Source organism: Catenuloplanes indicus (assembly GCF_030813715.1).
In the GTDB taxonomy this organism is placed as follows: Bacteria; Actinomycetota; Actinomycetes; order Mycobacteriales; family Micromonosporaceae; genus Catenuloplanes; species Catenuloplanes indicus.
Window position 1 is genome coordinate 8,135,068 of the sequence record NZ_JAUSUZ010000001.1, and the last position, 24,027, is coordinate 8,159,094.

The 24,027-nt window shown below is 73.2% G+C and carries 22 protein-coding genes and 3 tRNA genes; 20 read left to right on the plus strand and 5 right to left on the minus strand.

Annotation, left to right across the window (positions count from 1 at the left end; genetic code table 11):
* The first annotated feature begins 176 nt into the window (after window positions 1–176).
* From J2S42_RS36445 to J2S42_RS36470, 6 genes are all read left to right on the plus strand, one after another.
* Window positions 177–587, plus strand: coding sequence for a Dabb family protein (locus J2S42_RS36445; RefSeq protein WP_307246734.1), 411 nt, complete (start codon window positions 177–179; stop codon window positions 585–587).
* A gap of 597 nt (window positions 588–1,184) precedes the next feature.
* The gene (locus tag J2S42_RS36450; protein WP_307246736.1) at window positions 1,185–2,036 is read left to right on the plus strand and encodes a S1C family serine protease; all 852 of its coding nucleotides are present in this window, start codon (window positions 1,185–1,187) and stop codon (window positions 2,034–2,036) included.
* A 19-nt stretch (window positions 2,037–2,055) separates the two neighbouring features.
* Complete coding sequence (locus tag J2S42_RS36455) at window positions 2,056–3,024, plus strand: AAA family ATPase (RefSeq protein WP_307246738.1); 969 nt, start codon at window positions 2,056–2,058, stop codon at window positions 3,022–3,024.
* Complete coding sequence (locus J2S42_RS36460) at window positions 3,021–3,902, plus strand: DUF58 domain-containing protein (RefSeq protein WP_307246740.1); 882 nt, start codon at window positions 3,021–3,023, stop codon at window positions 3,900–3,902. The genes J2S42_RS36455 and J2S42_RS36460 overlap by 4 nt, the downstream gene beginning before the upstream one ends.
* Entirely contained in the window at window positions 3,899–4,867 is a 969-nt protein-coding gene (locus tag J2S42_RS36465) for a VWA domain-containing protein (RefSeq protein ID WP_307246742.1), read from the plus strand. The genes J2S42_RS36460 and J2S42_RS36465 overlap by 4 nt, the downstream gene beginning before the upstream one ends.
* Entirely contained in the window at window positions 4,867–5,946 is a 1,080-nt protein-coding gene (locus tag J2S42_RS36470; RefSeq protein ID WP_307246744.1) for a VWA domain-containing protein, read from the plus strand. Before J2S42_RS36465 ends, J2S42_RS36470 begins: the two co-directional genes overlap by 1 nt.
* Here the strand turns inward: J2S42_RS36470 and J2S42_RS36475 are convergent.
* Window positions 5,936–6,307: a barstar family protein gene (locus J2S42_RS36475; protein WP_307246745.1), complete on the minus strand. Its 372-nt coding sequence runs from the start codon at window positions 6,305–6,307 to the stop codon at window positions 5,936–5,938. The genes J2S42_RS36470 and J2S42_RS36475 overlap by 11 nt on opposite strands.
* A gap of 54 nt (window positions 6,308–6,361) precedes the next feature.
* On the opposite strand from J2S42_RS36475, the gene J2S42_RS36480 reads away from it, so the two are divergent.
* From J2S42_RS36480 to J2S42_RS36505, 6 genes are all read left to right on the plus strand, one after another.
* Entirely contained in the window at window positions 6,362–6,748 is a 387-nt protein-coding gene (locus J2S42_RS36480) for an SseB family protein (protein ID WP_307246747.1), read from the plus strand.
* Between the two features lie 85 nt (window positions 6,749–6,833).
* Window positions 6,834–7,733 carry a 5,10-methylenetetrahydrofolate reductase gene (locus J2S42_RS36485; protein WP_307246748.1) on the plus strand — a complete coding sequence of 300 codons (900 nt, stop codon included), beginning with the start codon at window positions 6,834–6,836 and terminating at the stop codon, window positions 7,731–7,733.
* Window positions 7,734–7,910: 177 nt separating this feature from the next.
* Window positions 7,911–8,237: an STAS domain-containing protein gene (locus tag J2S42_RS36490; RefSeq protein ID WP_307246751.1), complete on the plus strand. Its 327-nt coding sequence runs from the start codon at window positions 7,911–7,913 to the stop codon at window positions 8,235–8,237.
* A gap of 61 nt (window positions 8,238–8,298) precedes the next feature.
* Window positions 8,299–8,430, plus strand: coding sequence for a hypothetical protein (locus tag J2S42_RS36495; RefSeq protein WP_307246753.1), 132 nt, complete (start codon window positions 8,299–8,301; stop codon window positions 8,428–8,430).
* A 62-nt stretch (window positions 8,431–8,492) separates the two neighbouring features.
* Window positions 8,493–8,633: a helix-turn-helix domain-containing protein gene (locus J2S42_RS36500; RefSeq protein WP_370879464.1), complete on the plus strand. Its 141-nt coding sequence runs from the start codon at window positions 8,493–8,495 to the stop codon at window positions 8,631–8,633.
* Between the two features lie 27 nt (window positions 8,634–8,660).
* Window positions 8,661–9,695 (plus strand): hypothetical protein, encoded by a 1,035-nt coding sequence (locus J2S42_RS36505; protein ID WP_307246755.1) that lies wholly within the window; start codon window positions 8,661–8,663, stop codon window positions 9,693–9,695.
* Here J2S42_RS36505 and J2S42_RS36510 read toward each other — a convergent pair.
* Entirely contained in the window at window positions 9,658–10,374 is a 717-nt protein-coding gene (locus J2S42_RS36510) for a MerR family transcriptional regulator (RefSeq protein ID WP_307246756.1), read from the minus strand. The two genes, J2S42_RS36505 and J2S42_RS36510, sit on opposite strands and share 38 nt — an antisense overlap.
* A 60-nt stretch (window positions 10,375–10,434) precedes the next feature.
* On the opposite strand from J2S42_RS36510, the gene J2S42_RS36515 reads away from it, so the two are divergent.
* Both J2S42_RS36515 and J2S42_RS36520 read left to right on the plus strand, forming a co-directional pair.
* A complete protein-coding gene (locus tag J2S42_RS36515) occupies window positions 10,435–12,000 on the plus strand; it encodes a DUF6194 family protein (RefSeq protein WP_307246758.1) in 1,566 nt (521 codons plus the stop codon).
* A gap of 50 nt (window positions 12,001–12,050) precedes the next feature.
* Window positions 12,051–13,061 (plus strand): threonine ammonia-lyase, encoded by a 1,011-nt coding sequence (locus J2S42_RS36520; RefSeq protein WP_307246760.1) that lies wholly within the window; start codon window positions 12,051–12,053, stop codon window positions 13,059–13,061.
* A 398-nt stretch (window positions 13,062–13,459) separates the two neighbouring features.
* Here J2S42_RS36520 and J2S42_RS36525 read toward each other — a convergent pair.
* The 3 genes from J2S42_RS36525 to J2S42_RS36535 all read right to left on the minus strand — a co-directional run bounded on the left by J2S42_RS36525 (window position 13,460) and on the right by J2S42_RS36535 (window position 13,707).
* Window positions 13,460–13,536 (minus strand) — tRNA-Trp (locus tag J2S42_RS36525).
* Window positions 13,537–13,547: 11 nt separating this feature from the next.
* Window positions 13,548–13,622: transfer RNA gene (locus J2S42_RS36530), tRNA-Asp, on the minus strand.
* Between the two features lie 12 nt (window positions 13,623–13,634).
* Window positions 13,635–13,707 (minus strand) — tRNA-Ala (locus J2S42_RS36535).
* Between the two features lie 95 nt (window positions 13,708–13,802).
* Between J2S42_RS36535 and J2S42_RS36540 the strand changes: the two genes are divergently transcribed.
* The 6 genes from J2S42_RS36540 (at window position 13,803) to J2S42_RS36565 (ending at window position 24,016) form a co-directional block, all read left to right on the plus strand.
* The gene (locus J2S42_RS36540; protein WP_307246762.1) at window positions 13,803–14,495 is read left to right on the plus strand and encodes a hypothetical protein; all 693 of its coding nucleotides are present in this window, start codon (window positions 13,803–13,805) and stop codon (window positions 14,493–14,495) included.
* A gap of 1,376 nt (window positions 14,496–15,871) precedes the next feature.
* The gene (locus J2S42_RS36545; RefSeq protein WP_307246763.1) at window positions 15,872–16,438 is read left to right on the plus strand and encodes a thymidine kinase; all 567 of its coding nucleotides are present in this window, start codon (window positions 15,872–15,874) and stop codon (window positions 16,436–16,438) included.
* A gap of 108 nt (window positions 16,439–16,546) precedes the next feature.
* The gene (locus J2S42_RS36550) at window positions 16,547–19,684 is read left to right on the plus strand and encodes an FtsX-like permease family protein (RefSeq protein ID WP_307246765.1); all 3,138 of its coding nucleotides are present in this window, start codon (window positions 16,547–16,549) and stop codon (window positions 19,682–19,684) included.
* Window positions 19,681–22,401 carry an FtsX-like permease family protein gene (locus J2S42_RS36555; RefSeq protein ID WP_307246767.1) on the plus strand — a complete coding sequence of 907 codons (2,721 nt, stop codon included), beginning with the start codon at window positions 19,681–19,683 and terminating at the stop codon, window positions 22,399–22,401. Before J2S42_RS36550 ends, J2S42_RS36555 begins: the two co-directional genes overlap by 4 nt.
* Complete coding sequence (locus J2S42_RS36560) at window positions 22,401–23,345, plus strand: ABC transporter ATP-binding protein (protein WP_307246770.1); 945 nt, start codon at window positions 22,401–22,403, stop codon at window positions 23,343–23,345. Before J2S42_RS36555 ends, J2S42_RS36560 begins: the two co-directional genes overlap by 1 nt.
* Entirely contained in the window at window positions 23,342–24,016 is a 675-nt protein-coding gene (locus J2S42_RS36565) for an ABC transporter ATP-binding protein (RefSeq protein WP_307246771.1), read from the plus strand. Before J2S42_RS36560 ends, J2S42_RS36565 begins: the two co-directional genes overlap by 4 nt.
* Window positions 24,017–24,027: the final 11 nt, after the last annotated feature.

Consider the following 24,027-nt stretch of genomic DNA (forward strand, 5'->3'; position numbering starts at 1 on the left):
TTCGCAGCGGGACCCGTATCGGGCCGTCAGACCTACCCGGTCCTAGGTACGGCCGCCCGGCCCCGCAGCGTTCAACATCACGCGATCTTTCTGCCGCCGGTGGACCGCGCCGCGACGGCGAGCTAGTCTAACGTCGTTAGTGTATCTAACAACGTTAGGAATATGGAGAGCAGCAGATGATCTATCACGTCATTCGCGCCGCGCTGAAGAAGACCGCGTCACCCGAGCAGGCCGAGGCCGCGCTGGAGAGCTGGCGGGAGACCGGCCGGTCGGTTCCCTCGGTCCGGTCCTGGGTGGTCGGCCGCGATCATGGCGGAGAGTTCGAGTACGGTGCGACGTTCGTCTTCGACGACCTCGACGGCATGTTCGAGTTCCTGATTCACCCGGCCACGCTCCGCACCGACCTGATCGGGCTCGAGCTCATCGAGAACATGCAGATCTTCGACATCAGCGACGACGACGATCCGGCGCTGTCCGACAAGATCGCTGCCTTGCACCGCCGCCGCAACGAGCACAGCCCCGAGGTCTCCGGTCTGCTCGCCGACGTGCCCACCTACCTCGGCGCCGGCGTCGACGCCCGGCCGTGACGACGGGCATGGGCGGGCTGAGCTGACCGTCCGGTGGAGCGGCGGAATCCACCGCCGCTCCCCACCGGGCGGGCGATGCGAGCCGGGCGCCGGTCTCGGCAGGCGGACGGCGTGACGGAGATCAGTCGCCGCGGCCTGCTGACCGCGGCCGGAGCGTCCGCGCTCGGTGCCACCGGGCTCCCGCCGCCATGCCGCGCCCGCCGCGATCGTCATCCGGCCCGGCGACCGCCGCTACGACAACCTGCCGCGCGGCGACAACCACCGGTTCGCCGGCCGGACGAGATCCGGATCGCGTCGGCGGTCGCGGACGTGGCGCGCAGTGTCCGACGCGGTCCGGACCGGGCGCCGGATCGCACCGCACAGCGGGAGCACCGCTTCGAGAACTTCACCGCGGACCGGCCGTACGCCCGCTGCTGGATCTGTCGCGGTTGGACCGGGCCGGCTGGGACGCGGCCCGCACCGCGGCCTGTGGTGGGCGCACACCGGCACCCGATCCGCGGGCCGATCGTACGAGTCGTGGGGCGTGCGGTGGGTTCCGTGGGGTAGTGAGTTCCACTTACGTGGCGAATCTTGAGGTGCGGCTCCTACAGTCGGTGGATGCAGAGCGACCGTCGGGCGCCGGTGGTGATGACCGTGCTGCGTGACCCCGCGTCCGTTCCGGTGCCGGCCGAGCGGCCGCCGGACGATGGGGCGAGACCGGGGCGCCGGCTGGACCGGCGGCGGCTGCTGATCGGCGCGGTCGCCGTCTGGGCCGTCGTGATCACCGGGCTGGTGGTCCTCCAGGGCACGCGCGCGGAGCCGGAGGCCGCGCCGGTGGTGGCCGTGCCGTCGCCGAGCGAATCCGGCGGGCCGCTGGGCGTGCCGCAGGTCTACGAGGCGGTGCTGCCGTCCGTGGTGCGGATAACCGCGGGCGGGTCGACCGGGACCGGAGTGCTGGCGAACGCGGACGGGACCGTCCTCACCGCCCATCACGTGGTCGGCAACGGGCAGGCGATCACCGTGACCTATGCGGACGGCAGCGAGACGCCGGCGGCGATCGCGCAGGCGGAGCCGGCCATGGACATCGCGGTGCTGCGGCCGGAGCGGCTGCCGGAGACGCTGGTCCCGGCCACGCTGGGCGGTGCGGCCGGGGTGGGGGAGGCGGTGGTGGCGATCGGCAACCCGCTGGGGCTGACCGGGACGACCACCAGCGGGGTGGTGTCCGCGCTCGACCGCACGCTGGATCGCGGGAACGAGCCGGACCTGCCGGGACTCATCCAGTTCGACGCGGCGGTCAACCCGGGCAGCTCGGGCGGGCCGCTGATCAACGACCGTGCCGAGGTGGTGGGCATCGTGGTGGCGCTGGCGAACCCGACCGACGCGGGCACGTTCATCGGTATCGGTTTCGCGGTCCCGATCGGTGCCGCGCTCGGCGCCGTCGACGGCGACGGCCAAGCACCCCCGCTGTAGCGATCCTAAGGAGCGACCCATGCCGGATGCCGGACCGATCGAGCAGGTGCTCTACGAGGTCAAGAAGACCATCGTGGGGCAGGACCCGCTGCTCGAACGGCTGGTCGTGGCGCTGCTCGCGCGCGGCCACATCCTGGTCGAAGGTGTGCCCGGGCTGGCCAAGACGCTCGCGGTGAAGTCGCTGGCGGAGGCGATCGGCGGCGAGTTCCACCGGGTGCAGTTCACGCCGGACCTGGTGCCGGCGGACATCCTCGGCACCCGCGTCTACCACCAGCCGACCGGCGAGTTCCAGGTGTCGCTCGGGCCGGTGTTCACGAACCTGCTGCTGGCCGACGAGATCAACCGGGCGCCGGCCAAGGTGCAGTCCGCGCTGCTGGAGGTGATGCAGGAGCGGCAGGTCACGATCGGCCGCGAGACGCACCGGGTACCGAACCCGTTCCTGGTGATGGCGACCCAGAACCCGATCGAGAACGAGGGTACGTATCCGCTGCCCGAGGCGCAGACCGACCGGTTCATGATGAAGGTCCTGGTCGGCTACCCGAGCGTGACCGAGGAGTTCGTGATCGTCGAGCGCGCGCTGACGCCGGCCGCGGTGATCCAGAAGATCATCGACCCCGGGACGCTGGTGGGCCTGCAACAACAGACCGACCGGGTGTACGTGGATCCGTCGCTGATCGAGTTCGCGGTGCACCTCGCGCACGCCACCCGCGAGCCGGGCCGGATCGGGCTGGACGACCTGGCCCGGTACGTCACGTACGGCGCCTCGCCGCGCAGCTCGATCAGCCTGGTGCTGGCCGGGCGCGCGCTGGCGTTCATCCGCGGGCGCGACTACGCCGTACCGGCGGATCTGACCGATCTTGCGCTGGACGTGCTGCGGCACCGGCTCGTCCTGTCCTACGAGGCGCTCTCCGACGACGTCACCGCGGACCTGATCCTCCAGAAGATCCTGGCGAACCTGCCGGTGCCCGAGCCCGCCGGCCGCCGATGACCAGCGCCCCGGACCGGCTGCTGCGGCGCCTGGAGTGGCGGCTCGGCCGCCGGCTCGACGGGCGGCTGCAGGGTGCCTACCGGACCGTGTGGCACGGCACCGGCCTGGACTTCACCGACCTGCGCGCGTACACGGCCGAGGACGACGTCCGGCACATCGACTGGAACGTGACCGCGCGCCTGGACGAGCCGTACGTCCGGCAGTACACCGAGGACCGCGAGCTGACCGCGTGGCTGGTCGTTGACCGGTCCGCGTCCATGCGGGTCGGTGCGCGCGGCAAGGAGTCGGTCGCGGCGGACCTGTCGGTCAGCCTGGCCCGGCTGGTGTCGCAGGGCGGCAACCGGGTCGGCGCGATCCTGTTCGACAACGACGCGCAGCGGGTGATCCCGCCGCGCGGCGGCCGCGACCAGATCCTGCGGATCGCGGCCGAGCTGATCAAGGCGGACGGCGCGGCGGCCGGGCAGACCACCGATATCACGCGCATGCTGACCTTCGCGGCCGCCACCACGAAGCAGCGGCGCAGCCTGGTCTTTTTGGTCTCCGACTTCATCGGCGACCCCGGCTGGGAGAAGGCGCTGGCCATGCTCACCCACCGGCACGAGGTGGTGGTCGTGCGCGTGGTCGACCCGGCCGAGCTGGAACTGCCGGACGTCGGGCTGGTGCTGGTGGAGGACGCGGAGACCGGCGAGCAGATCCTGGTCGACACCGGCGACCCGATGCTGCGCCGCCGGCTCGCCGAGGAGGTCGACGGCCGGGAGTCGCTGATCACGACCGCGATGCACCGGGCCGGCGTGGCCGCGCACCGGATCACCACCGATGCGGACCTGCTCGACGCGCTGGTCTCGATGACCCGGCAATCCGGGAGGGTACGCCGATGACCGTGCTCTACCCGGCCGTGCTGGTGCTCGCGGTGCTGCTGACCGGCGCCGCGATCGCCGCCTACGTGCTGTTGGCGCGTCGTCGTACCCGCGTGCTGGTGTCCGCGGGTCTGATTCCCGCGGCGGACCGGCGCGCGGCGGTCAGACGGCACCTGCCCTGGGCGTTCTTCCTCGCCGCGCTGCCGATCATGCTGGCCGGTGCCGCGCGGCCGGAGGCGGAGATCGCGGTACCGCGGGTGTCCGGCACCGTCATCCTGGCGTTCGACATCTCCAACAGCATGGCCGCGGACGACGTCAGCCCGACCCGGCTCGGCGCCGCGCAGGCCGCGGCCGGTGAGTTCGTGCGGCGGCAGCCCGAGTCGGTGGACGTGGGCGTGGTGGTCTTCGGCGATCAGGCGCTGACCACGCAGGCGCCGACCGGCGACCACGACCTCGCGATCGCCGCGATCGACCGGGCCAGGGCCGGCGGCGGCACGTCGCTCGGCCAGGCGATCCTGGTCTCGCTCGGCGCGATCACCGGCAAGCCGATGGTCATGCCGGACGAGGGCGGCACGCCGCCCGATCTCGGTTACTGGCCGTCCGCCACGATCGTGGTCTTCTCCGACGGCGAGGAGACCGGCGGCCCGGACGTCGAGGCCGCCGCCGAGCTGGCCGCCGCGGCCGGGGTGCGGATCCAGACCGTCGGCGTCGGCACGCCGGAGGGCGCCACGGTCGAGGTGGACGGCTACCGGCTCACCACCGCGCTGGACGCGACGCTGCTGACCGCGATCGCGCAGGTCAGCGGCGGCGAGTACCACACCGCCGGGGACGCGGCCGGGCTCGAGGGCACCACCGGCGGCATCGACCTGCGGCTGACCACGAAGCGGGAGCCGGTCGAGCTGACCGCGCCGTTCGCCGGGGCCGCGCTGCTGCTGCTCGCCGTGGGCGCGCTGCTGAGCACCCGCTGGCACGGGAGGATCATCTGATGTCGGTCGCCTGGCCGCTGGGCCTGCTCGCGCTGCTGGTCGTACCGCTGCTGCTGCTCGCCCGGTGGTGGTTCAACCGGCGGCGCAGACGGGCCGCGCTGCGCGTCTCCAGTGTGGCGCTGATCCGGGCCGCGCTGCCGGCCCGGTCGTCGTGGCGCCGCCGGGTGCCGGTGATCCTGTTCCTGGCCGGCCTGACCGCGCTGGCCGGTGGGCTGACCCGGCCGCAGGCCTCGCTCGCGGTGCCGTCCACCGACACGTCGATCCTGCTGGCGATCGACGTGTCCGGCTCGATGTGCACCACGGACATCGCGCCGAACCGGCTCGCGGTCGCGGCGGACGCGGCCCGCGAGTTCATCCGGGACACCCGGGACGGCACCCGGATCGGGCTGGTCGCGTTCTCCGGCATCTCCGGGCTGCTGGTCGCGCCGACCGAGGACAGGGAGGCGCTGCTCGCCGCGATCGACGGCCTGAAGACCGCGCGCGGCACCGCGATCGGCGCGGCGATCCTGACCGCGATCGACGCGATCGCGGAGATCAACCCGAACGTGGCCGCGACCGGCGTGGACCTCGGCGACCCGCCGGTGGCGGACCCGGCCGCGTTCCAGCCGGACACCATCGTGGTGCTGACCGACGGTGCGAACAGCACCGGCGTCGACCCGGTCACCGCGGCCGAGCAGGCCGCGGCACGCCGGCTGCGGATCTTCACGATCGGCTTCGGCACGACCGAGCCGGCGCAGATGGTGTGCACGCCGGACCAGATCGGCACGGACGCGTTCTCCGGCCGGCGTGGGCCGGGCGGGCGCGACCCGGGCGCCTGGGGGAACGGTGGGCGGCGGATCCAGGAGATCGACGAGGAGGCGCTGACCACGGTCGCGGACCTGACCGGTGGGCGGTACTTCAAGGCGGAGGACGCGGAGCAGCTCACCGGCGTGCTCGGCGACCTGCCCCGGGAGATCGGCCTGCACCGGGAGGACGTGGAGATCTCGTTCTGGTTCCTGCTGGCCGGTGCGGTGCTGGTGGTGACCGGCGCCGGGCTGTCGCTGTGGTGGAACCGCGGGACGTCACCGGTCAGGAGATAGGCGGCTGGACCAGGCAGGAGACGTGCTGACCACGGGCGGCCGCCGCCACGCACCAGTCATCGATGATCTCCAGTGCGGCCCGGGCGGTGTCCGGGCGGGCGGCGGAAAAATTGTCGTACCCGACGAACGCGACGGCGAGACCGTTCGGTGCGGTCACCTCGGCGAGGCAGCCGGAGAGCCCGTCGAGGTCGTGGCGGAAGCCCGCCGGCAGGTCCAGCGCGGCGCCGAGCTCCCGGTAGAGGTCGTCGTCCGCGGTCCAGCCGGACGCGTCGAGGCGGATCACGCGCTGCCCCCGCGCGCGCAGCGACGCCGCCACCGCGTCGAGCACGACCTCTTCCAGAAACGGGCGGACGTGAGTCATGTGCCCGACCATAGCCAAATATTGATATTGCTGCAGGCCCTATAGTCCTCTGGCATGAGCGATTCGCCGCTGTCGGACGCGTTGGCCGCGTATGCCGGAAATCGGACGGATGAGAACTGGGCCCGTCTGATCGACGTGTTCCGCAACTCGATCGTCGGCGCGGTCGGGTCCGGACCGGTCGCCGCGGACGGCACGTCCGGCGCCGGGTTCGGTGTGGGCCGCACCACGCACGGCGACGGGCGGCCGCGCATCCTCACGTTCGCCGACCCGCCGGTCTACGCTCGCACGTTCGGGCAGGCTTTCACCGTCGGCGTACCCGGGTCCGTGCTGCTCGAGATGGCCGCCGGTGACCTCGACTGCGCCGGCATCCTGATCAACAGCGCCACGTCCGAGACCAGCGTCGTGATCAGCCGGGAGGCCGCGGTCGCCGCGCGCGACTGATCGGTGGGACGCGTTCGGCAGAAGCGGATCACGCTCGGTAGGCTTGTCGGCTATGTCCGCTGCAACCAGGCCGAGTCTCCGGCAGATGATCGAAACGGGCGGGGAGCCCCTGCTGGTGGGCATCACGCCGCCCCGGCGGTCCACCGAGCCCGCACAGGCGGCCGAGATCGCCGGCCGCACGCTGGAGCGGCTCGCCGCCGTCGACATCGACGGGCTGATCCTCTACGACATCGACGACGAGAGCGACCGCAACCCGGAGCAGCGCCCGTTCCCGTACCTGCCGACCATGGACCCGGCGTCGTTCCACGACACGCACCTGGCCGGCTGGGACCGCTCGGTGATCGTCTACCGGTGCGTCGGCAAGTACCCCGAGGCGGATCTCGCGGAGTGGCTGCGTTCCGTCGACACCGACCGGGTGCTCAGCGTCTTCGTCGGCGCGTCGTCCGGCGACAAGCCGGTGCACACCCACCTCGGCCAGGCGCACGCGCTGCGCCGGGAGATCCGCGACGACCTGGCGCTCGGCGCGGTCAGCATCACCGAGCGGTACAGCCGGCGTGGCGACGAGCACCTGCGCATGCTGGACAAGCAGGAGCGCGGCGTCGCGTTCTTCATCTCCCAGGTCGTCTACGACGTGGGTGCGACCAAGAGCATGCTGTCCGACTACTTCTACGCGTGCCGGGAGCGCGGCGTCGCACCGCGCCCGGTCATCCTGACGCTCTCGGTCTGCGGCTCGGTCAAGACGCTGGAGTTCCTCCAATGGCTCGGCGTGGACGTTCCCCGCTGGCTGGAGAACACGCTCCGGCACACCGAGGACCCGCTCAGCGAGTCGTACGACCAGTGCGTGTCGAACGCGCGCGAGCTGATCGCGTTCTGCCGCCGGCTCGGCCTGCCGTTCGGCTTCAACGTGGAGAGCGTCTCCAGCCGCAAGGTCGAGATCGAGGCGTCCGTCGCGCTCGCCGCCGAGATCCGGAAACTGCTGGCCTGAGCCATCGATGCCGGACGCCGGATCGGCGGTGCGCCGGCGAGAGCCGGGCGGGCCGGAATGTGTCCGACTCGCAACACGGTTAACGACGCACGAGCGGTGGTTCGTTAACCTGCGGGTCATACCGTGTCCGCCCGACGGTCCCTCGCCGGACGTACTCCGATTCGCCGGAAGGCATTCATGGACATGACACTGGATGTTTCCACGCGCGCGGACGGCAGCCTGGTCATACGTGCCACCGGGGACGTGGGGGTGGAGGACGCGGTGCAGCTGCGGCAGACGCTGGTGCACGCGGTGCGCCGGACCCGCCCGCTGCGTCTGATCGTGGACCTGGCCGGGGCGGAGTCCGTCGACTCGATCAACGTGGGCACGTTCGCCGCCACCTGTGCGCTCGCGGACGTGCACCAGGTCGCCGTGTTCTTCGACGATCCGGCGCCGGAACTGGCCGCGCAGCTGGCGACCGCGGGCGTGCCGCCGTGGCGGTTACGCCGCTCGGAGCGTTCCTGACGCGTACTCCCACAGCCACCCGGCCGTCTCCGGATCGGTCGCGTTCGACGCGCCGCTGGACGTGAAGTTCAACGCGGTCCGCACCGGTTCGGCCCTGCTGATCGTGGACGGCGTCACCTGGCCGCCGGCCGTCGGCGACTGCTTCGTGGTCACCCGTCCGGTGCCGTTCGTGCTGGCCGGCGGCGCGAGGTGACGCCGCTGCCGGCCGGGTGATTTTCCGGGAGGTGGCCGGCGGCTTCGCTGGCCGCGGACCGGCTGCGGCGTGGCGAGACCGTGGCCGCGATCGCGCACGCGGTCGGGTACGGCTCGGAGAGCGCGCCCAGTGTCGCGTTCAAGCGCGTCACCGGAACCACACCACGGGCGTACCGATCGTTCGTTTCCGGGACATTCAGGTGATCAGTTGATCGCTCTATATTCTCGGGCATGAATCTCACGAGGGCGATCGCCGCCGCACTGATCACGACCGGGGTCGCGGTGCTCGCGGCCGCTGCACCGGCCTCGGCCGCGCCGACCCGGGCGGAGCTCGCGCTGCGCTGGGCGCCGATCCACCACCAGGACGTCGACCAGACCGGCGCTCACGCGCTCGGCGGCAAGTCCGACTACATCACCCGGGTCGACTTCGACGGCAACCTCAACGGCCGCGACAACTGGGACAACACCGGTGCGGCCGGCGCCGACCTGTCCGCGGCCGCGTACTACTCGGTCGCGGAGACGAGCTCGCACTGGTTCATCACCTATCTGTTCTTCCACCCGCGGGACTGGGTGGACCATCCGTTCTTCGAGACCGAGCACGAGAACGACGGCGAGGGCGTCATGCTCGCGATCGAGAAGAACGGCACCGAGTACGGCGTGCTGCGCTCCGCGGTCACGGTCGCCCACAGCGACTTCTTCTCGTACCTGCCGGCCGGCAGCAGCTGGACCGGTGGGCGGGAGAACAGCGACGGCACGCTGCAGCTCGCGTCCTCGCCGCACGACGCGTTCCAGCACCCGGTCACCGCGCAGGAGACGCAGGGGCACGGGCTGAAGGCGTGGCCGCAGTACCAGATCAACGGCGACGGCGTCGTCTACTACCCGTCCACCAGCGGCGAGACGCCGAGCGGGCCGGACGACCGGGACGTGAAGTACCGCCTGATCGACCTCTTCACCGGGGACGGGCTGTGGGCGCAGCGGGCGAACGCGAGCTTGTTCGCCGGCCTGGGCACGTTCGCCGGTGACACGTCGGGCGGCTGCGGCAGCGGCACGTTCAGCTGCGGCACGAACTCGGCGAACGCGCCGTGGGGCTGGGACGACGGCGACGACGTGCCGGTCCGCGGCGAGATCGCGACCGACCCGGCCAAGCTGTCCGCGGAGTACTGGACGATCCCGGGGACGCTCGCGCGGTCGTACACGTACAACCCGTACTCGTCCGCGGCGGCCGCGCTCAGGGCGGCGGAGACGCTGCCGCGGGTGACGGACTGAGCAGCGCGTCCAGGCGCGCGGCCGCGGTCAGCATGTCCCGGCCGCGCGCGGACAGCCGCTGCCGCCACCGCGCCAGGGACTCGGCCAGCGCGGCGGTGCCGTCCGCGGCGCGCACCTGCGCGGTGACCGTGGCGATGTGGTCCAGACGGTAGCCGCCGCGCCGGAGCAGGTGCGCGAGCTGGGCGTCGCGCAGGTCGTCCTGGTCGTAGACGCGCTGGCCGGTGCGGTCCCGGCGCGGCGTCAGGATGCCGGCCGCCTCCCACTTGCGCAGCGTCGCCGGGGTCACGCCCAGCCGGTACGCCACCTCCCCGATCTGCAGATTCACCCGCTTTTCCGGCGAGATCTCGGACAATATGGCTATGGCGATCTCGACCGAGTCCAGCGTCTCCCGGTCACGCAGCAGCAGCGCGTGGCCCTGATCGACGGCGCGTAACGCCGTGTCCGGGTCGCCGCCGAGCACTGCTCGCATGATCGTGCGCGCGGTCGCGTGACCGTACGCCGGGATCAGCGCCAGGAACGCGCGCAGCGCCACCGCGTGCGCGTCCGTGTAGATCCGGTAGCCGCTGGTGGTCCGCGCGGCCGGCGGCAGCACGCCGTCCGCCTCATAGTTGCGGATCGCCTGGGTCGAGAGGCCGTGCTCCCGCGCCAAGTCGACCGGCCGTTGAGACTTCAACGCCACGCTCCCAGGTCAGGAGGCAGCAAAGCCTCAATAGGAGATTCAACGATACGGTAGAGGCCTATGACGTTCGATTTCTCCCCGCTGCTGGCCCTGCTGGACGCACGCTCCACACCGCTGGAGGTGCTCGCGGCCGGCGAACCCGATCACGGCGAGCCCGCGTTCCAGGCCCTGCGCAACGACCTGCTCCTCGCGCTGGCCGCGCGCGGCTTCCGATCGGTCGCGCTGGAGACCGACCGGGTGCGCGCCCGGATCGTCGACGACTACGTCCGCGGCGAGGCCGACGCGGACCTGGAGACCGTGCTGGCCGACGGGTTCAGCCACGGCTGGGGCAGCTTCGCCGGCAACCGCGACCTGGTGGTCCGGCTGCGCGAGCACAACGCGTCGGTGCCGCCGGAGGACCGGATCGCGTTCCACGGCTTCGACGCGCCGACCGAGGTCGACTCCGCGCCGAGCCCTCGTCCGTACCTGCTGCGTGCCGTTGATCTGGTCGGCGACCGGGTCTCGGTGGACCGGGCGCGGATCGAGGAGCTGGCCGGGCCGGACACGCGCTGGTCCAGTCCGGACGCGGTGATGGACCCGGCACGCTCGCCCGGCCTGAGCCCGGACGCGGCCGCGTTGCGGATCATCGCCGACGACCTGCTCGGCGCGCTCTGGGCGGCCGGGCTCACGGACGACGTGACGCACGCGGAGACCGCGCTCTGGCTGCTGCGGTACCACGCGGCCGCGGCCGCGCCGGTCGCGTTGAACGTCCGCGTCACGCGCCTGATCGGGCTCCGGGACGCCTGGATGGCCCGCAACCTGATCGACATCCGGGAACGGGAGCGGCGGCGCGGCGCCACGCTGCTGCACGCGCACAACGCCCACCTGCAACGGCACGGCGCCTCCTGGGACGCGGCCGGCTGGGAGCAGGGTGACCTGAACCTGCGCTGGAACCCGGCCGGGCGGATCGCGGCCGGTGTCCTCGGCGACCGGTACCTGTTCCTGGCCGGCAGCCTCGGCGCCAGCGCCGCACTGGGCCTGGCGACACCCGCCGAGGGTACGTTCGAAGCCGCGCTGACGGACGGCCTCAACGTCGGTGCCGAGGCCGGCGACCTGGTGGGCCGTGCCGACGGTGTGCACGGGCACTTCCCGCTCACCGCGGAGCTGATCGCGGACGCGGACGCGATCTGGCACCTCGCGTCCGTGGGCCTGGACGGGCCGACCGAGCCGGAGATCGCCGAACGGATCCGCAACATCCCGGGCGTGACCGAGTTCGTCGCGGACGAGACCGCGAACCGGGACCGCTTCTTCTTCGCCGGTGTCTCGCACCGCATGCCGTTCGCCACGATCGTCGCGCGGGACACGCCCGGCGTCGACGAGGAGTCCCGGCTGGACCGGCCCGGCGTGTTCCGGCTCAACATCGCGCTCGGCCGTGCCGAGTTCACCCGGCGCTTCGGCCACCCGCCGGCGGACGCGGCCGCGCACCGCGCCGGTGTGGACTTCGCCCGGCTCGGCGTGATCATGCCGCACCCGGCGTACGCGGTGCAGGGCTGGGCCGCCGTGCTGAACCCGCCGGTCGCGCTCCTGCCCGAGCTGGACGACCTGCTCGACCGCGCCCGGCGCCGGGCCTCCGGAGAGGCCGGTTGATCATTCGCCTGTTACGGTGGCGACCGTCACCGTAGGGAAAGGTGGTCGTCATGACCGACGTGGAGAGCCCGCTCCGGACGGTCGAACCGCCCACCGCGGCCGACCTGGACCACGCCCGCCACGTCGTCGCCGCCGAGCTGGCCCCTACGCCGCTGGTCCGGCTGCCGCTCGACGACCTGGTCGGCGCGGACGTCTACGCCAAGCTCGAGACGATGCAGCCGACCGGGTCGTTCAAGGTCCGCGGCGCGCTCGCGGCGGTCGCCGCGCTCGGTGGCACCGGCGCCGGTGTGGTGACCGCGTCGGCCGGCAACCACGGGCTCGGCGTGGCGTACGCGGCCACCCGGCTCGGCGTCCCGGTCACGGTCGTGGTGCCGTCGAACGCGTCGCCCGCCAAGATCGAGGGGTTGCGCCGGCTCGGCGTCGAGCCGGTGCTGCACGGCACCTCCTACGACGACGCCGAGGCGCACGCGCTCGGGCTCGCCGCGCGGGCCGGTGCGGCATTCGTCTCCGCGTACAACGATCCGTACGTGATCGCCGGTCAGGCCACCTGCCTCGCCGAGGTCCGCGACCAGCTGCACGGCGGGTTCACCGCGGTCGTCCCGGTGGGCGGCGGCGGCCTGCTCGCCGGTTCGGTGCTGGCCGCGCACGGCCCGACCCGCGCCGCGGCCTCGCCGTGGTCGTCCGCGGCCGCGCGGATCCGGGTGATCGGCGTCGAGTCGGCCGCGTCCCGCGCGGTCTCCGCCGCGGCCGAGGCCGGCGCGATCACCGAGGTCGAGGTCGGCCCCACGCTCGCCGACGGGCTGGCCGGCAACCTGGAGCCCGGCTCGATCACGCCGGGGCTGGCCGCGGCGCACGGCGTCGAGTTCGCCGCGGTGGGTGAGGAGCACATCGCCGAGGCGGTACGGCTGCTCGCCACTCGCTGCGGCCTGATCGTCGAGGGCGCGGGCGCGGTCGGCCTCGCCGCGCTGCTGGCCGGCGCGGTGTCCCCGGCCGGTCCGGTCGTGCTGCTGCTCACCGGCCGCAACATCGCGGCCGGTGCGCTCTCCACGATCATCGCCTGAGAACGAACCAGCCCACGTTCACCAAGCCCCGGCGGGCCGGCCGCCGCTGACCGTGAGGTGGACCGAACGGGTGCCGGTGACCGCGCTGACCTCGCCCGGCACCTCGCGGAAGCTGCTCCCGCCCGCCATGGTGAGCCGGATGAAGCAGGCCCTGGTGGCCGGTCGTCTGCGACCGGTACGACCCGATCCGGTTCTGCGGGACCGGCAACCGATGTGAAGTGCTATCGGTCCGCGATCGAGGCACCCGGCCGGCGCCGTGCGGTGCCGCACGACGTCGAGGCCGGCTACGCCGTCGGCGACTACGTGCTCAAGCCGTTGTCGCCGCGTTTCCTGCGCACCCGGCGCCGAACTGCCGCTCGCGCGGAGCGCCGCACCGGCGTGCGATCGCGGCTGACCGGTGCGGGCGGACCGGATTCGAACCGGCGTCCTTCCGGTTTTGGAGACCGGACGCGACGACCTCTGCGCTACCACCCACGTGATCGGGAAGGCGAGTGTGCCGGATTCGAACCGGCGTCCTCCGCCTTGACAGGGCGGCGCGTCGACCTCTGCGCTACCACTCGCCCGCCCGGGGGTACGGGCGGGCCGGATTCGAACCGGCGTCCCCCGTTCTGCGAAAACGGTGCGCCGACCTCTGCGCTACCACCCGTACCGGAGGACAGACTAGTCACACCGGTCCCGAGGGGTGACAGGGCCTCGCCCGCACGGGGGCGGGCGACCTAGGATCTAGCCCAGGGGGTGAGGATGGACGGGCGGCATACCCTGTGGCCGGGTCGCAGTGCGGCACCGGTACGCCGTCGTGCCATCCGGCCCGTCGAGGGTACGGCCGCGGCGGACGTCCGGCGGATCCACGCGGAGCTGATGACCGGGGCCGGCCGGCGGGTCCACTCCAAGGGCTGCGGCCGCTGGCGTGGCCCGCGCCTGACCCACGCCGGCACCCGGCACGTGCTGTCCTGGGAGCCGTGCGCGGACGACTGCCCGTGGCCGGAGGCCGAGCCGGAGGAGATGCCGCTCGCCACCCGCGGGTCCCGGCTGTCCCGGTGGGTCACGCTGGCCCTGCTGATCCTGATCCCGGTCATCTCCTCGCTGTGGAACATCCTGAGCCCCGCCGAGTCCACCTCCGCGCCGTCGTGCCCGCGCGGCCAGGTCACCATGGCCGCGGCCGGCGGCGACGTCAGCGCGACGCTGGAGCCGAACGGCGCCTCCGGGTCGTACCGGCTGCGCCTCTGCACCACCGGCGGCGTCATCTCCTCCTGGATCGCGTCCGCCACACCCCGGTCCGGCGGGCCCGCCGTGCCCTTCCAGATCACCAGGGTCAGCGACGGTACGGCCATCGGCACCACCACGCTCCCGCCCGGTCAGGAGTGGCTCCTCTCCGTCCAGTTCGCCACCGAGGCCGGCGACCAGCGCGTAGCCACGTCCTACCTCAAGAGCTGACCGCCACTCCCGGGGCGGCACTCCTTTATCCGGAAATTTCGGGCACGTAGTGCCCGGCTTCCCGCGTGCCGGGTTGCGCGAAGCCGGAGCCGGGAGGGTTGTCTTGCCGCCGGATTCCGTTGAATGACGAAGTCTCGGGTCTGGAGGGCTGCGCCGGTGCGGGCGTGGGTTTACCCAGCGCCGGGCTTGCGTGGTGGTGTGAAAGGTGTGTGGCGGCTGACCGGAGCCCAATGCCGCTTAGCTTAAGTTGATCACGGACTCTGGCCTGGGTTTTACGAAGCGCCCCACCGCGTCTGCTCCCCACCCGCCGCACCGCACGATTCCGCATCTACGCTGGCCAGAGACTCGCGGCCCTACCAGGTCCGCCTCAAGATCAAATTAAGCTGAGTGGCACGAGGCGCCGGTCGTCGCCGGCGCTTCTCCCTGCCAGCCCGTGGCGGCAAGCCCTCCACTGTCATCGCTTTGCTCTGCTTACCTGACCACCCGCCCTACCCAAACGCCCACATTTCACTCTGCACCCCTCACCCCCAAGCAACCAGCCGAAATACCTCGTAACCGGCGCAAAGCTCATCCGCGAAGGCGCGCGGCGGGCCCCGCTTCGGAGACCCAGCCCGGAGGCGCGACCCGGCCTGGCGCCGGCACTCCGGGCACCACACGAACGCGCGAAGCGCAGCATCGGACCGCGCTGTGCGGCGCACGACGCGGCGCAGCGATGCGCAGTGGCTGCTTCGGGACGCGTGCGAAGCCCGCGTCCGAAATATAGCCATATTTGGTACCGCGTTCGAGTGGTCTATGACCGCGGGCATCCCGCCTGCCCGGCTGAGTGATCAATCAGTGGTACAAAATGGCGATCAACATCGATATTTGATCTCCTTTTTGCGCCACTGATTGATCACTCAGGGCTGGCGGCGGCGCCTTCGCGCCGGCCTGGCGGAGCGCCGCCGGCACCTCGTCCCCGATATCATGATATTTCGGGCATGGGGTGCGGCGGCCGCCGGCTCGGTGGTGCGCTGCGAGATCTGCACGCCGCTGCCGGCCGCTTCGATCCGCGCGAAGCGGCCACCACCACATCGCGATCTTCAATCCCACGCGGATGGAAGATCATCCTGGGTATTTGACCCGCCTGCGGTGGCGAGCGAAGCACTCGGATCGCCAGCAGCGCGGCCCGCACCGCCGGTGTTGGCCCGGGACCGGTCGCGTGCGAAGTACGTGACCGGGGGCAGTGTGGGTTTGCACTGCCGGTGACGAGGCGGGACTGATGAGCGGCCACGCCGGAAGTGGGTACATCCGGGTTGTGATCTTCGGCTGGGTGATGAACGTGACGCCGGGGCGGGTCGTGGTTGGCAGGCCGGGGGTGGGGCGGCAGGATCGGCGCCGTGGATCTGACGGTGATCGTGGGCCCGGTCAAGGGTGGCAAGAGCCTCGAGATGATCAGTTTGCTCTCGCCGCTGGAGCACGCCGGTGTACCACACCGGATATTCCAGTCGATGCGGCACGGGCGGGACACCGAGATCGTGTCGCGAGCCGGGGGCAGCCTGCGGACCGAGAAGGTGGCGAGCCTGCGCGGTGCGCTGGACCGGCCGGTGCAGGTGATCGGCGTGGACGAGGTGCACATGTTCTCGGCCGCGGACGTGGCCGTGCTCGGTGAGGCACTGGGCAAGGGCGTGAAGGTGGTCGCGGCCGGCATCGACCTGGACCACCGCGGCGAGCTGTTCGCGCCGATCCGGGCGCTGCTGGAGCTGGCACCGGAGAAGGTGATCCACCGGCGCGCGGTGTGTGACGTGTGCCGGAGCATGGATGCGGCCTGGACGCAGGTGCTGGAGAGCGGCGTGCCGTTCATCCGGCGGCTGGCGCCGTCGACCGCGCTGCCGGACGACGGAACCTATACGTACGAGGCCCGCTGCCGCCGCTGCTTCGTGTTTCCTGATCATGACGAGCGGTGACTAGATCACGAATCGGAGACGCCTGCGAACCTTTCCGCGGGCCTCGCCTCTCCTGTCTGACTGAGGGAGGCGAACAGCGCCGCCCGGGGTGAGGAGTTGACGGCGGCGATGAGGCTGGTGATGCGGCGCGCCCGCGCGGCGAGGAGCCTGCTGGTCGCGGCCGTCGCGGCAACGTTGATCGCGACGGCGCTGCTGACGGGACTGGCCGGCTACAGCCGCGAGGTCGTCGACGCAGGCGCGCGTGGCGCGGTGTCCGCGGCGGACGGTGATCAGCGCTCGATGCTGATCCGGGGATCGGCGGGCGGTGACGCGGCCGGCCTGGCCGAGCGGGACCGCAAGGTGCGGGAGCGGCTGGCGGCCGGGCTCGGCGGGCGGGCGACCGCGGTCTCCGGCGCCGGGTACGCGGCCGGCCGGCAACTGGTCGGCGACACCGGAACCGCCCAGCCGGACGACGACGGCACGGTCTACGCGTCCGTGGTCTTCCTGGACGGCATCGAGAACCACGCGAACCTGGTGACCGGCGCCTGGCCCGCGGCCGACGGCCTGCAGGCCGCGCTGGCCGAGGACGCCGCGGCCGTGCTCGGCGTGCGCGCCGGCGACACGGTGCCGATCCTGGACCGGGTCAGCAAGCGGGTCACCGGCGTGACCGTCACCGGGCTGTGGGCGCCGAACGACCCGGACGACGCCTACTGGCGGCTGACCCCGGACCAGTCATCGGCCTACGGCCCGTTCGTGGTCGGCCGGGACACGTTCGTCGCGCACTTCCTGGCCAACGCGTCCGTGGCCTGGCTGGCCGAGCCGGACCTGAACGGCGTCGCGCTGACCGAGCTGCACGGGATCGCGCGGGACGCGGCCGTGATCGCCGAAGGGCTGCCGGAGGCGACCGGGCTGGGCAGCTCCGGGTTGGTCACCTCGGACATCGGCGCGCTCGCCGACCGGCTGGCCGCCGCGGAGCTGGTCGGCCGGTCCGCGCTGGTCACGCCGATGCTGCTGGTGGTCGTGCTGAGCGGGTATGCGCTACTGCTGGTCGCCGGCCTGCTCACCGAGCAGCGCCGGGACGAGACCGCGCTGTTGCGCGCCCGCGGCGCCGCCCGCAACCAGCTGGCCGGGCTGGCCGCGCGCGAGGCGCTGCTGGTGGTGCTGCCCGCCGCGATGATCGCGCCGCCGCTGGCCACCCGGCTGGTCGGCGCGGCCGGTGAGCTGCCGCTGCTGCGCGACGCCGCGATCGACCTGCACCCGTCGACGGACGCGCTCGCCTGGATCGTGGCCGCGCTGGCCGCGCTCGGCTGCGGCCTTGCGATGCTGGCACCGGCGCTGCGCACGGGCGGCACCTACGCCGGTGAGCTGGCCGCCCGCGCCCGCCCGGCGAAGCGCACGCTGTTCCAGCGAGCAGGCCTGGACCTGCTGCTGATTGCGCTGGCCGCGCTCGGCTGGATGCAGCTGCGGCAATACTCCTCGCCGCTGGCCGGGTCCGGCGCCGGCCTCGGCATCGATCCGCTGCTCGCGGCCACGCCGACGATCGCGGTGCTGGGCGGCGCGGTGGTCGCGCTGCGGCTGCTGCCGCCGGTGACGCGGCTGGCCGAGCGCCTGGCCGACCGCAAGCAGTGGATCTCCGCGACGTTCGGCACCTGGCAGGCCGGGCGCCGCCCGCACGCCGGTCCGGTGCTGCTGCTCTCGCTCGCGGTCGCGGTCAGCACGGTCGCGTGGTGCCTGGCCGGCACGTCCAGCCGGTCCAACACCGACCAGGCCGACCACGTCACCGGTGCCGACCTGCGGCTGGTCGAGCAGGACGGCGTCGCGCCGGCCGGACGCGCCGCGCAGCTGGCCGGGCTGCCCGGTGCCGCGACCGTGCTGCCCGCCTGGCGGGACAGCCTGCGGATGGGGCCGGAGAACACGCTCGGCGACATGGTGGCGCTGGACGCGGCGGACGCGCCCGGCGTGCTGCGGCTGCGCGACGACCTGGCCGGGGGCGGCGCCGGCCGGCTGCTCGGCGGGCTGGCCGAGGCACGCCGGACCGCACCGGCCGTGCCGCTGCCGCCCGGCGGTACCCGGCTGACCGGCGCGTTCACCGGCGACGGCGTGCGGTCGCCGATCCGGGCCACGGCCGTGCTCGCGGACGGGCACGGCACCACCTACCGGCTGGCGCTCGGCGAGGCCTGGTCCGGCGACCTGGCCCGCTTCGACGTGGCGCTGCCGTCTGGCCCGGACCGGCTGGCCGGTTTCGTGGTCGACGCGGTCGGCGGCAACGGCGAGCGGCTGAACTGGGCGCTGACCGGGCTGGCCGTGGACGGCACGCCGCTGGACCTGACCGGCGGTGCGCCGCGCTGGAACGGCACGGACCGGGCCGGCCGGGTCAGCGACGCGGCGGTCGAGGGCGGCGGGGTGCGCGCCGCGTACACGGTCCAGGGGGTGCTCTTCGGGGTCCGGTCGTTCACGTTCGCGGTGGTGCCGAAGGCCACCGAGCAGCTGGCGGTGCCGGTGGTCGCCACCCCGGCCGCGCTGTCCGCGCTGCGGCTGGACGTCGGCGGCACGACCCGGATGTCGCTCGGTGGCGCCTCGGTCGCGGTGGTCGTCACCGGCCGCGCCGACTCGCTGCCGGGCGGCACCCAGACCGCGTCGCTGCTGGTCGACCTGCCGTCGCTGAGCTCCGCCGTGTTCAACGCCTGGGGACTGACCCGCGGCCCGCAGGAGTGGTGGGTGTCGGCCGGGCCCGGCACCCGGACCGAGGCGGCGGACGCGGCCCGCGCGCTCGGCGGCCTGACCGTGCTGGACCGGGTCGCGCTCGGCGGTGCGGCGGACTCCGATCCGTACGGCGTCGGTGCCCGGGCCGCGCTGTTCGCGGCCGCGCTCGGCGCGGTGCTGCTGGCCGCCGTCGGCGTCGCGGTGGACGTGCGCGCCACCGGGCGCCGCCGGCTGACCGAGATGGCGGTGCTGCACACGCTCGGCGTCGGCGCCCGCCAGCTGGCCCGCGCGCTCCTGATCGAGCAGGCGTTCCTGGCCGGGCTCGGCGTGCTGGCCGGGCTCGGCGTCGGCATCGCGGTCGCGGCCACGATGGCGCCGCTGGTGGTGCTGACGCCGTCCGCGGAGAGACCGGTGCCGGAACCGGTGCTGCAGGTCGACTGGCCGGCGGTCGGCGTGACCGGCGCGCTGCTGCTCGGCCTGGCACTCGGGCTGTCCGCGCTGTCCGCCCTGAACCTGCGCAACCGGCTGGCCGTCGCCCAGCTGCGGATCGGAGAGGATCGATGAGACTCCTGCGGCGGATACGGGCGGCGGCCGGATGTCTGGCTCTCCTCGCGGCGCTCGGGCTGGTGGCGTCGCTGCTGGTCAGCGGCGTGCCCCGGCTGGCGAACGGGTTCACCGACGACGGCCTGCGCGCGGACGTGCGCGCACTGCACTTCGCGGCCCGCGACCTCACCTACGGCGTGGAGCCGGAGATCGACGGCAAGGTCCGGGTGACCGGCGCGGAGGGACGGCTGGAGGGCTACCGGCAGGTGATGCCCGCGCCGCTGCCCGACGCGGTCGGCGGGCGCTGGTTCGCCGCGCAGGTCGGTGGCCAGCCGCCCGCGATCGGGAAACCCCAGGTGGCCGTGGCGCAGGGCCGGTTCGCCACGCCGTGCCCGCCCAGCCTGTCGTTCCGCTACCAGGCCGGCCTGACCGGCAGGCTGCGGATCACGGCCGGCCGGGCGCCGGACACCAGGGCGGGCGGCCCGGTCGAGGTGATGGTCTCCGAGGAGGCCGCGTTCCGGCTCGGCGTGCGGGACGGGACCGCGTTCGCGGTGACCGGCGCGACCGAGACGCCGGTGGCGGCGGAGATCGTCGGCGTCTACGCGCCGCTGGACCCGGCGGCACCGGACTGGGACAACGTCGTGCTGGCCACCGTCGCCTGCGGGCCGGCCTCCACGGACACGACGTGGCGGGCCACCGTGCTGACCGACGCGGACGGCCTGGGTACCGCGGCGGACGGCACCGGCATGCTGGCCTACGAGTGGCGGTACCGCGTCGACGAGACCCGGTTGACCGCGGACGGCCTGCCCCCGCTGGTCACCGCGATCGCCGAGGCCAAGCGCACGCCGCCGGACGAGGGCCTGCGGCTGACCACCTCGCTGGACCGGGAACTGCTGGACTTTCAGGGCCGGCGGCGCGCGGTCGCGGCACTGCTCGCGGTGGTGCTGTCCGGCCTGGTCGCCACGCTGCTCGGGCTGATCGTGCTGGCCGCCCGGCTGGCCGTGGACCGGCGGCGGGACGAGCTGTCGCTGCTGCGCGCCCGCGGCGGCACCGGCACCGCGATCGGCCTGCGTACGCTCGCCGAGACCACGGTGATCGTGCCGGCCGCGGTGCTCGCCGGCTGGGCGGCCGGCACGCTGCTGCCCGGCCGCGCGGCGGAGGGGGAGTGGTGGTCCGTGCTCGGCATCGGGCTGGTCGCCACGCTGTCCGTACCGGTGCTGGCGATGTCGGTGCGGACCGGGTTCCTCGGCGGCCGGCAGGATTTGATCGCGCTGCGCCCGTCGCTGCGCCGCCTCGCGGTCGAGGGCTTCCTGCTGCTGCTCGCGGTGCTCGGCGTGGTCGTGCTGCGCCGCCGCGGGCTCAGCCAGGACGTCGGCGTCGACCCGTTCCTCGCGTCCGTGCCGGTGCTGCTCGCGGTCGCGGCCGCGCTGGTCGCGGTGCGGTCGGTGCCGTGGCCGCTGCGCCAGGTCGGCCGGTTCGCACACCGGTCCCGCAGCGTGGTGCCGTTCCTCGGCCTGGCCCGAGCCGGGCGGGCCGCGCCGGTCAGTCTCGGCCCGCTCGCGGTGCTGGTCGTGGCGATCGCGACCGGCGTCTTCACCAGCGTGGTCACCAGCACCATCGGGTACGCCCGGGACCGCGCCGCGGACAGCGCGGTGGCCGGCGACGCGCAGCTGACCGGGTACGCGTTCGGCCCCGGCACGGCCGCTTCCCTGGAGAAGCTCAACGGCGTGACCTCGGTCGTGCCGTTGAGCGTGGAATCCGGTGTCCGGCTGCAGGACCGGCTCGGCACCGGCAGCCACGAGACCACCCAGGCCCAGCAGGTCGTGGTGGACGGTCCCGCGATGGCGCGGGTGCTGCGGGACAGCGGGCTCGGCGTCACGCTGCCACCGGTGCTGCTCGACTCGGCCCGGGTCGCCACGGACGACGCGCCGGTCCCGGCCGTGGTGTCGCCGTCGGTCGCGGCCGAGGTCGGCGACGGCGGCGCCACCGAGGTGCAGGGCCGGCGGTACGCGTTCCGGGTCGCCGCGGTCGTCGACTCGCTACCCGGCCTGGACATGGGTGCCCGCGCGTTCATCGCGCTCCCGGCCGCCGCGCTGCCGTTGCCGCAGAACGCGGAGATCGTGCCGAACCGGTTCCTGATCGCCGGCGACGGCTTCTCCACCGCGGAGCTGACCGCGACCGGTGACCAGGGCCAGCTCGACTACTTCGCCACCGTCTTCGGCCGCCCGGTGCCCGACACCCAGCTGGAACGGCGGGCCACGGTCGTCACCTGGGCCGGTTACCGGGACGTGATGGAGAGCGGCGGCGTCAACGGCGTGCTCAGCTTCACGTTCGCGGCCGGTGCCACCGGTGCGACGCTGCTGGCGCTGCTCGCGGTCGGGTTCACCGTGCTGGCCGACGCGGCCGGGCGCGGGCGGACGCTGTCGAGGCTGCGGACCATGGGCCTGTCCGCCGGGCAGGGCCGCGGTCTGCTGGTCTACGAGCTGCTGCCGCTGGTCGCGGTCGCGGTGCTCGCCGGTGGCGCGGTCGGGGTCGCGCTGCCGCAGATCCTCGGGCCCGCGCTCGGGCTCGGCGGGTTCACGGCCGGCGCGCCGGTCCGTACTCATGTGGATCCGGTGTTGGTGTTGGGTGTTCCGCTGCTCATGGTGCTGGCGCTGCTGCTGGCCCTGCTGGTGGAGAGCGGGCTGAATCGCCGGATGCGCCTCGGCGAGGTGCTCCGCCTCGGAGAGGAGAACTGATGGCGGCCCCTGATCTGGCCACCCTGCAGCGACGGGCGGCCGAACGCGCCGCCGCGCGGGCGGGCGGCACCGACCGGCTGCGCGGGCACATCGTCTGCGACGGCCTGGTGCGGATCTTCAAGACCGAGGGCGTGGAGGTCTTCGCGCTGCAGGGCCTGGACCTGGTCGTCGACCGCGGCGAGCTGGTCGCGATCGTCGGCGCGTCCGGCTCCGGCAAGTCGACCATGCTGAACGTGCTCTCCGGCCTGGACGTGCCGACCGCCGGGATCGCCCGGGTCGCCGGTTACGACCTGCTGACCATGTCGCCGCGCAAGCGCCTCACCTACCGGCGGCACACGGTCGGGTTCATCTGGCAGCAGACCGCGCGGAACCTGCTGCCCTACCTGACCGCGAGGGAGAACGTGGAGCTGCCGCAGCAGCTGGCCCGGCGCGGCCGCGGCGCGGCCAAGCGCGCGCAGGAGCTGCTCGGCATGCTCGGCGTGGGCGAGCTGGCGAACCGGCGGCCGGGCGAGATGTCCGGCGGCCAGCAGCAGCGCGTCGCGGTCGCGGTGGCGGTGGCGAACAACCCGGAGGTGCTGTTCGCCGACGAGCCGACCGGTGAGCTGGACGAGGCCACGGCCGCGGAGGTGTTCGGCGCGCTCCGCACGATCAACGCGGAACTGGGCGTCACCGTCGTCATCGTCACGCACGACCACTCGGTGTCCTCGCAGGTCCGCCGCACGGTGCAGATCCGCGACGGCCGGACGTCCGCGGAGGTGCGCCGGTCCGCACGTCTTTCCGAGGACGGCGTGGAAGAACTGATCACCGAGGAGTACGCGGTGATCGACCGCAGCGGCCGGCTGCAGCTGCCGGCCACGTTCGTCGACGAGCTGGCACTGCGCGAGCGCGTCAAGCTCACGCTGGAACCCGATCACGTCGCCGTCTTCCCGGGGCAGGAAAAATGATCATCTCAGTGTCCGGCGTGAGCCGGAACTACGGCGACGTCGAGGCTGTCCGGGCCGTGTCGTTCACCGCGAACCGGGGCGAACTGGTCGCGGTGCGCGGCCGGTCCGGCGCCGGCAAGACCACGCTGCTCAACATGGTCGGCGGCCTGGACCGGCCGTCGTCCGGGCAGATCGTGATCGACGGGCACGACGTGACCGCCGCGTCCGAGAAGGAGCTGCTGAAGCTGCGCCGCACCACGATCGGCTTCGTGTTCCAGTCGTTCGGACTGATCCCGATCCTGTCCGCGGCCGAGAACGTGAGCGTGCCGCTGCGCCTCAACAGACAACCCCCGGCGGTACGCGAGGAGCGCATCTCGCTGCTGCTGGAGCTGGTCGGGCTCGGCGGTCACGCGAACCAGCGGCCGTACGAGCTGTCCGGCGGCCAGCAGCAGCGCGTCGCGGTCGCCCGCGCGCTGGCCAACGACCCGCCGCTGCTGATCGCGGACGAGCCGACCGGCCAGCTCGACTCGGAGACCGGACGGTCCATCATGGACCTGCTGCGCGCGCTGGTCGCCTCGCGCGGCATGTGCGTCCTCGTCGCCACGCACGACCCGACCCTGATCGACCTGGCCGACCGCGTCCTCACGCTCCGCGACGGCCGCCTCGCCGAGGCCCCGGTCCCGGCGCTGTGACGGAATGCGCC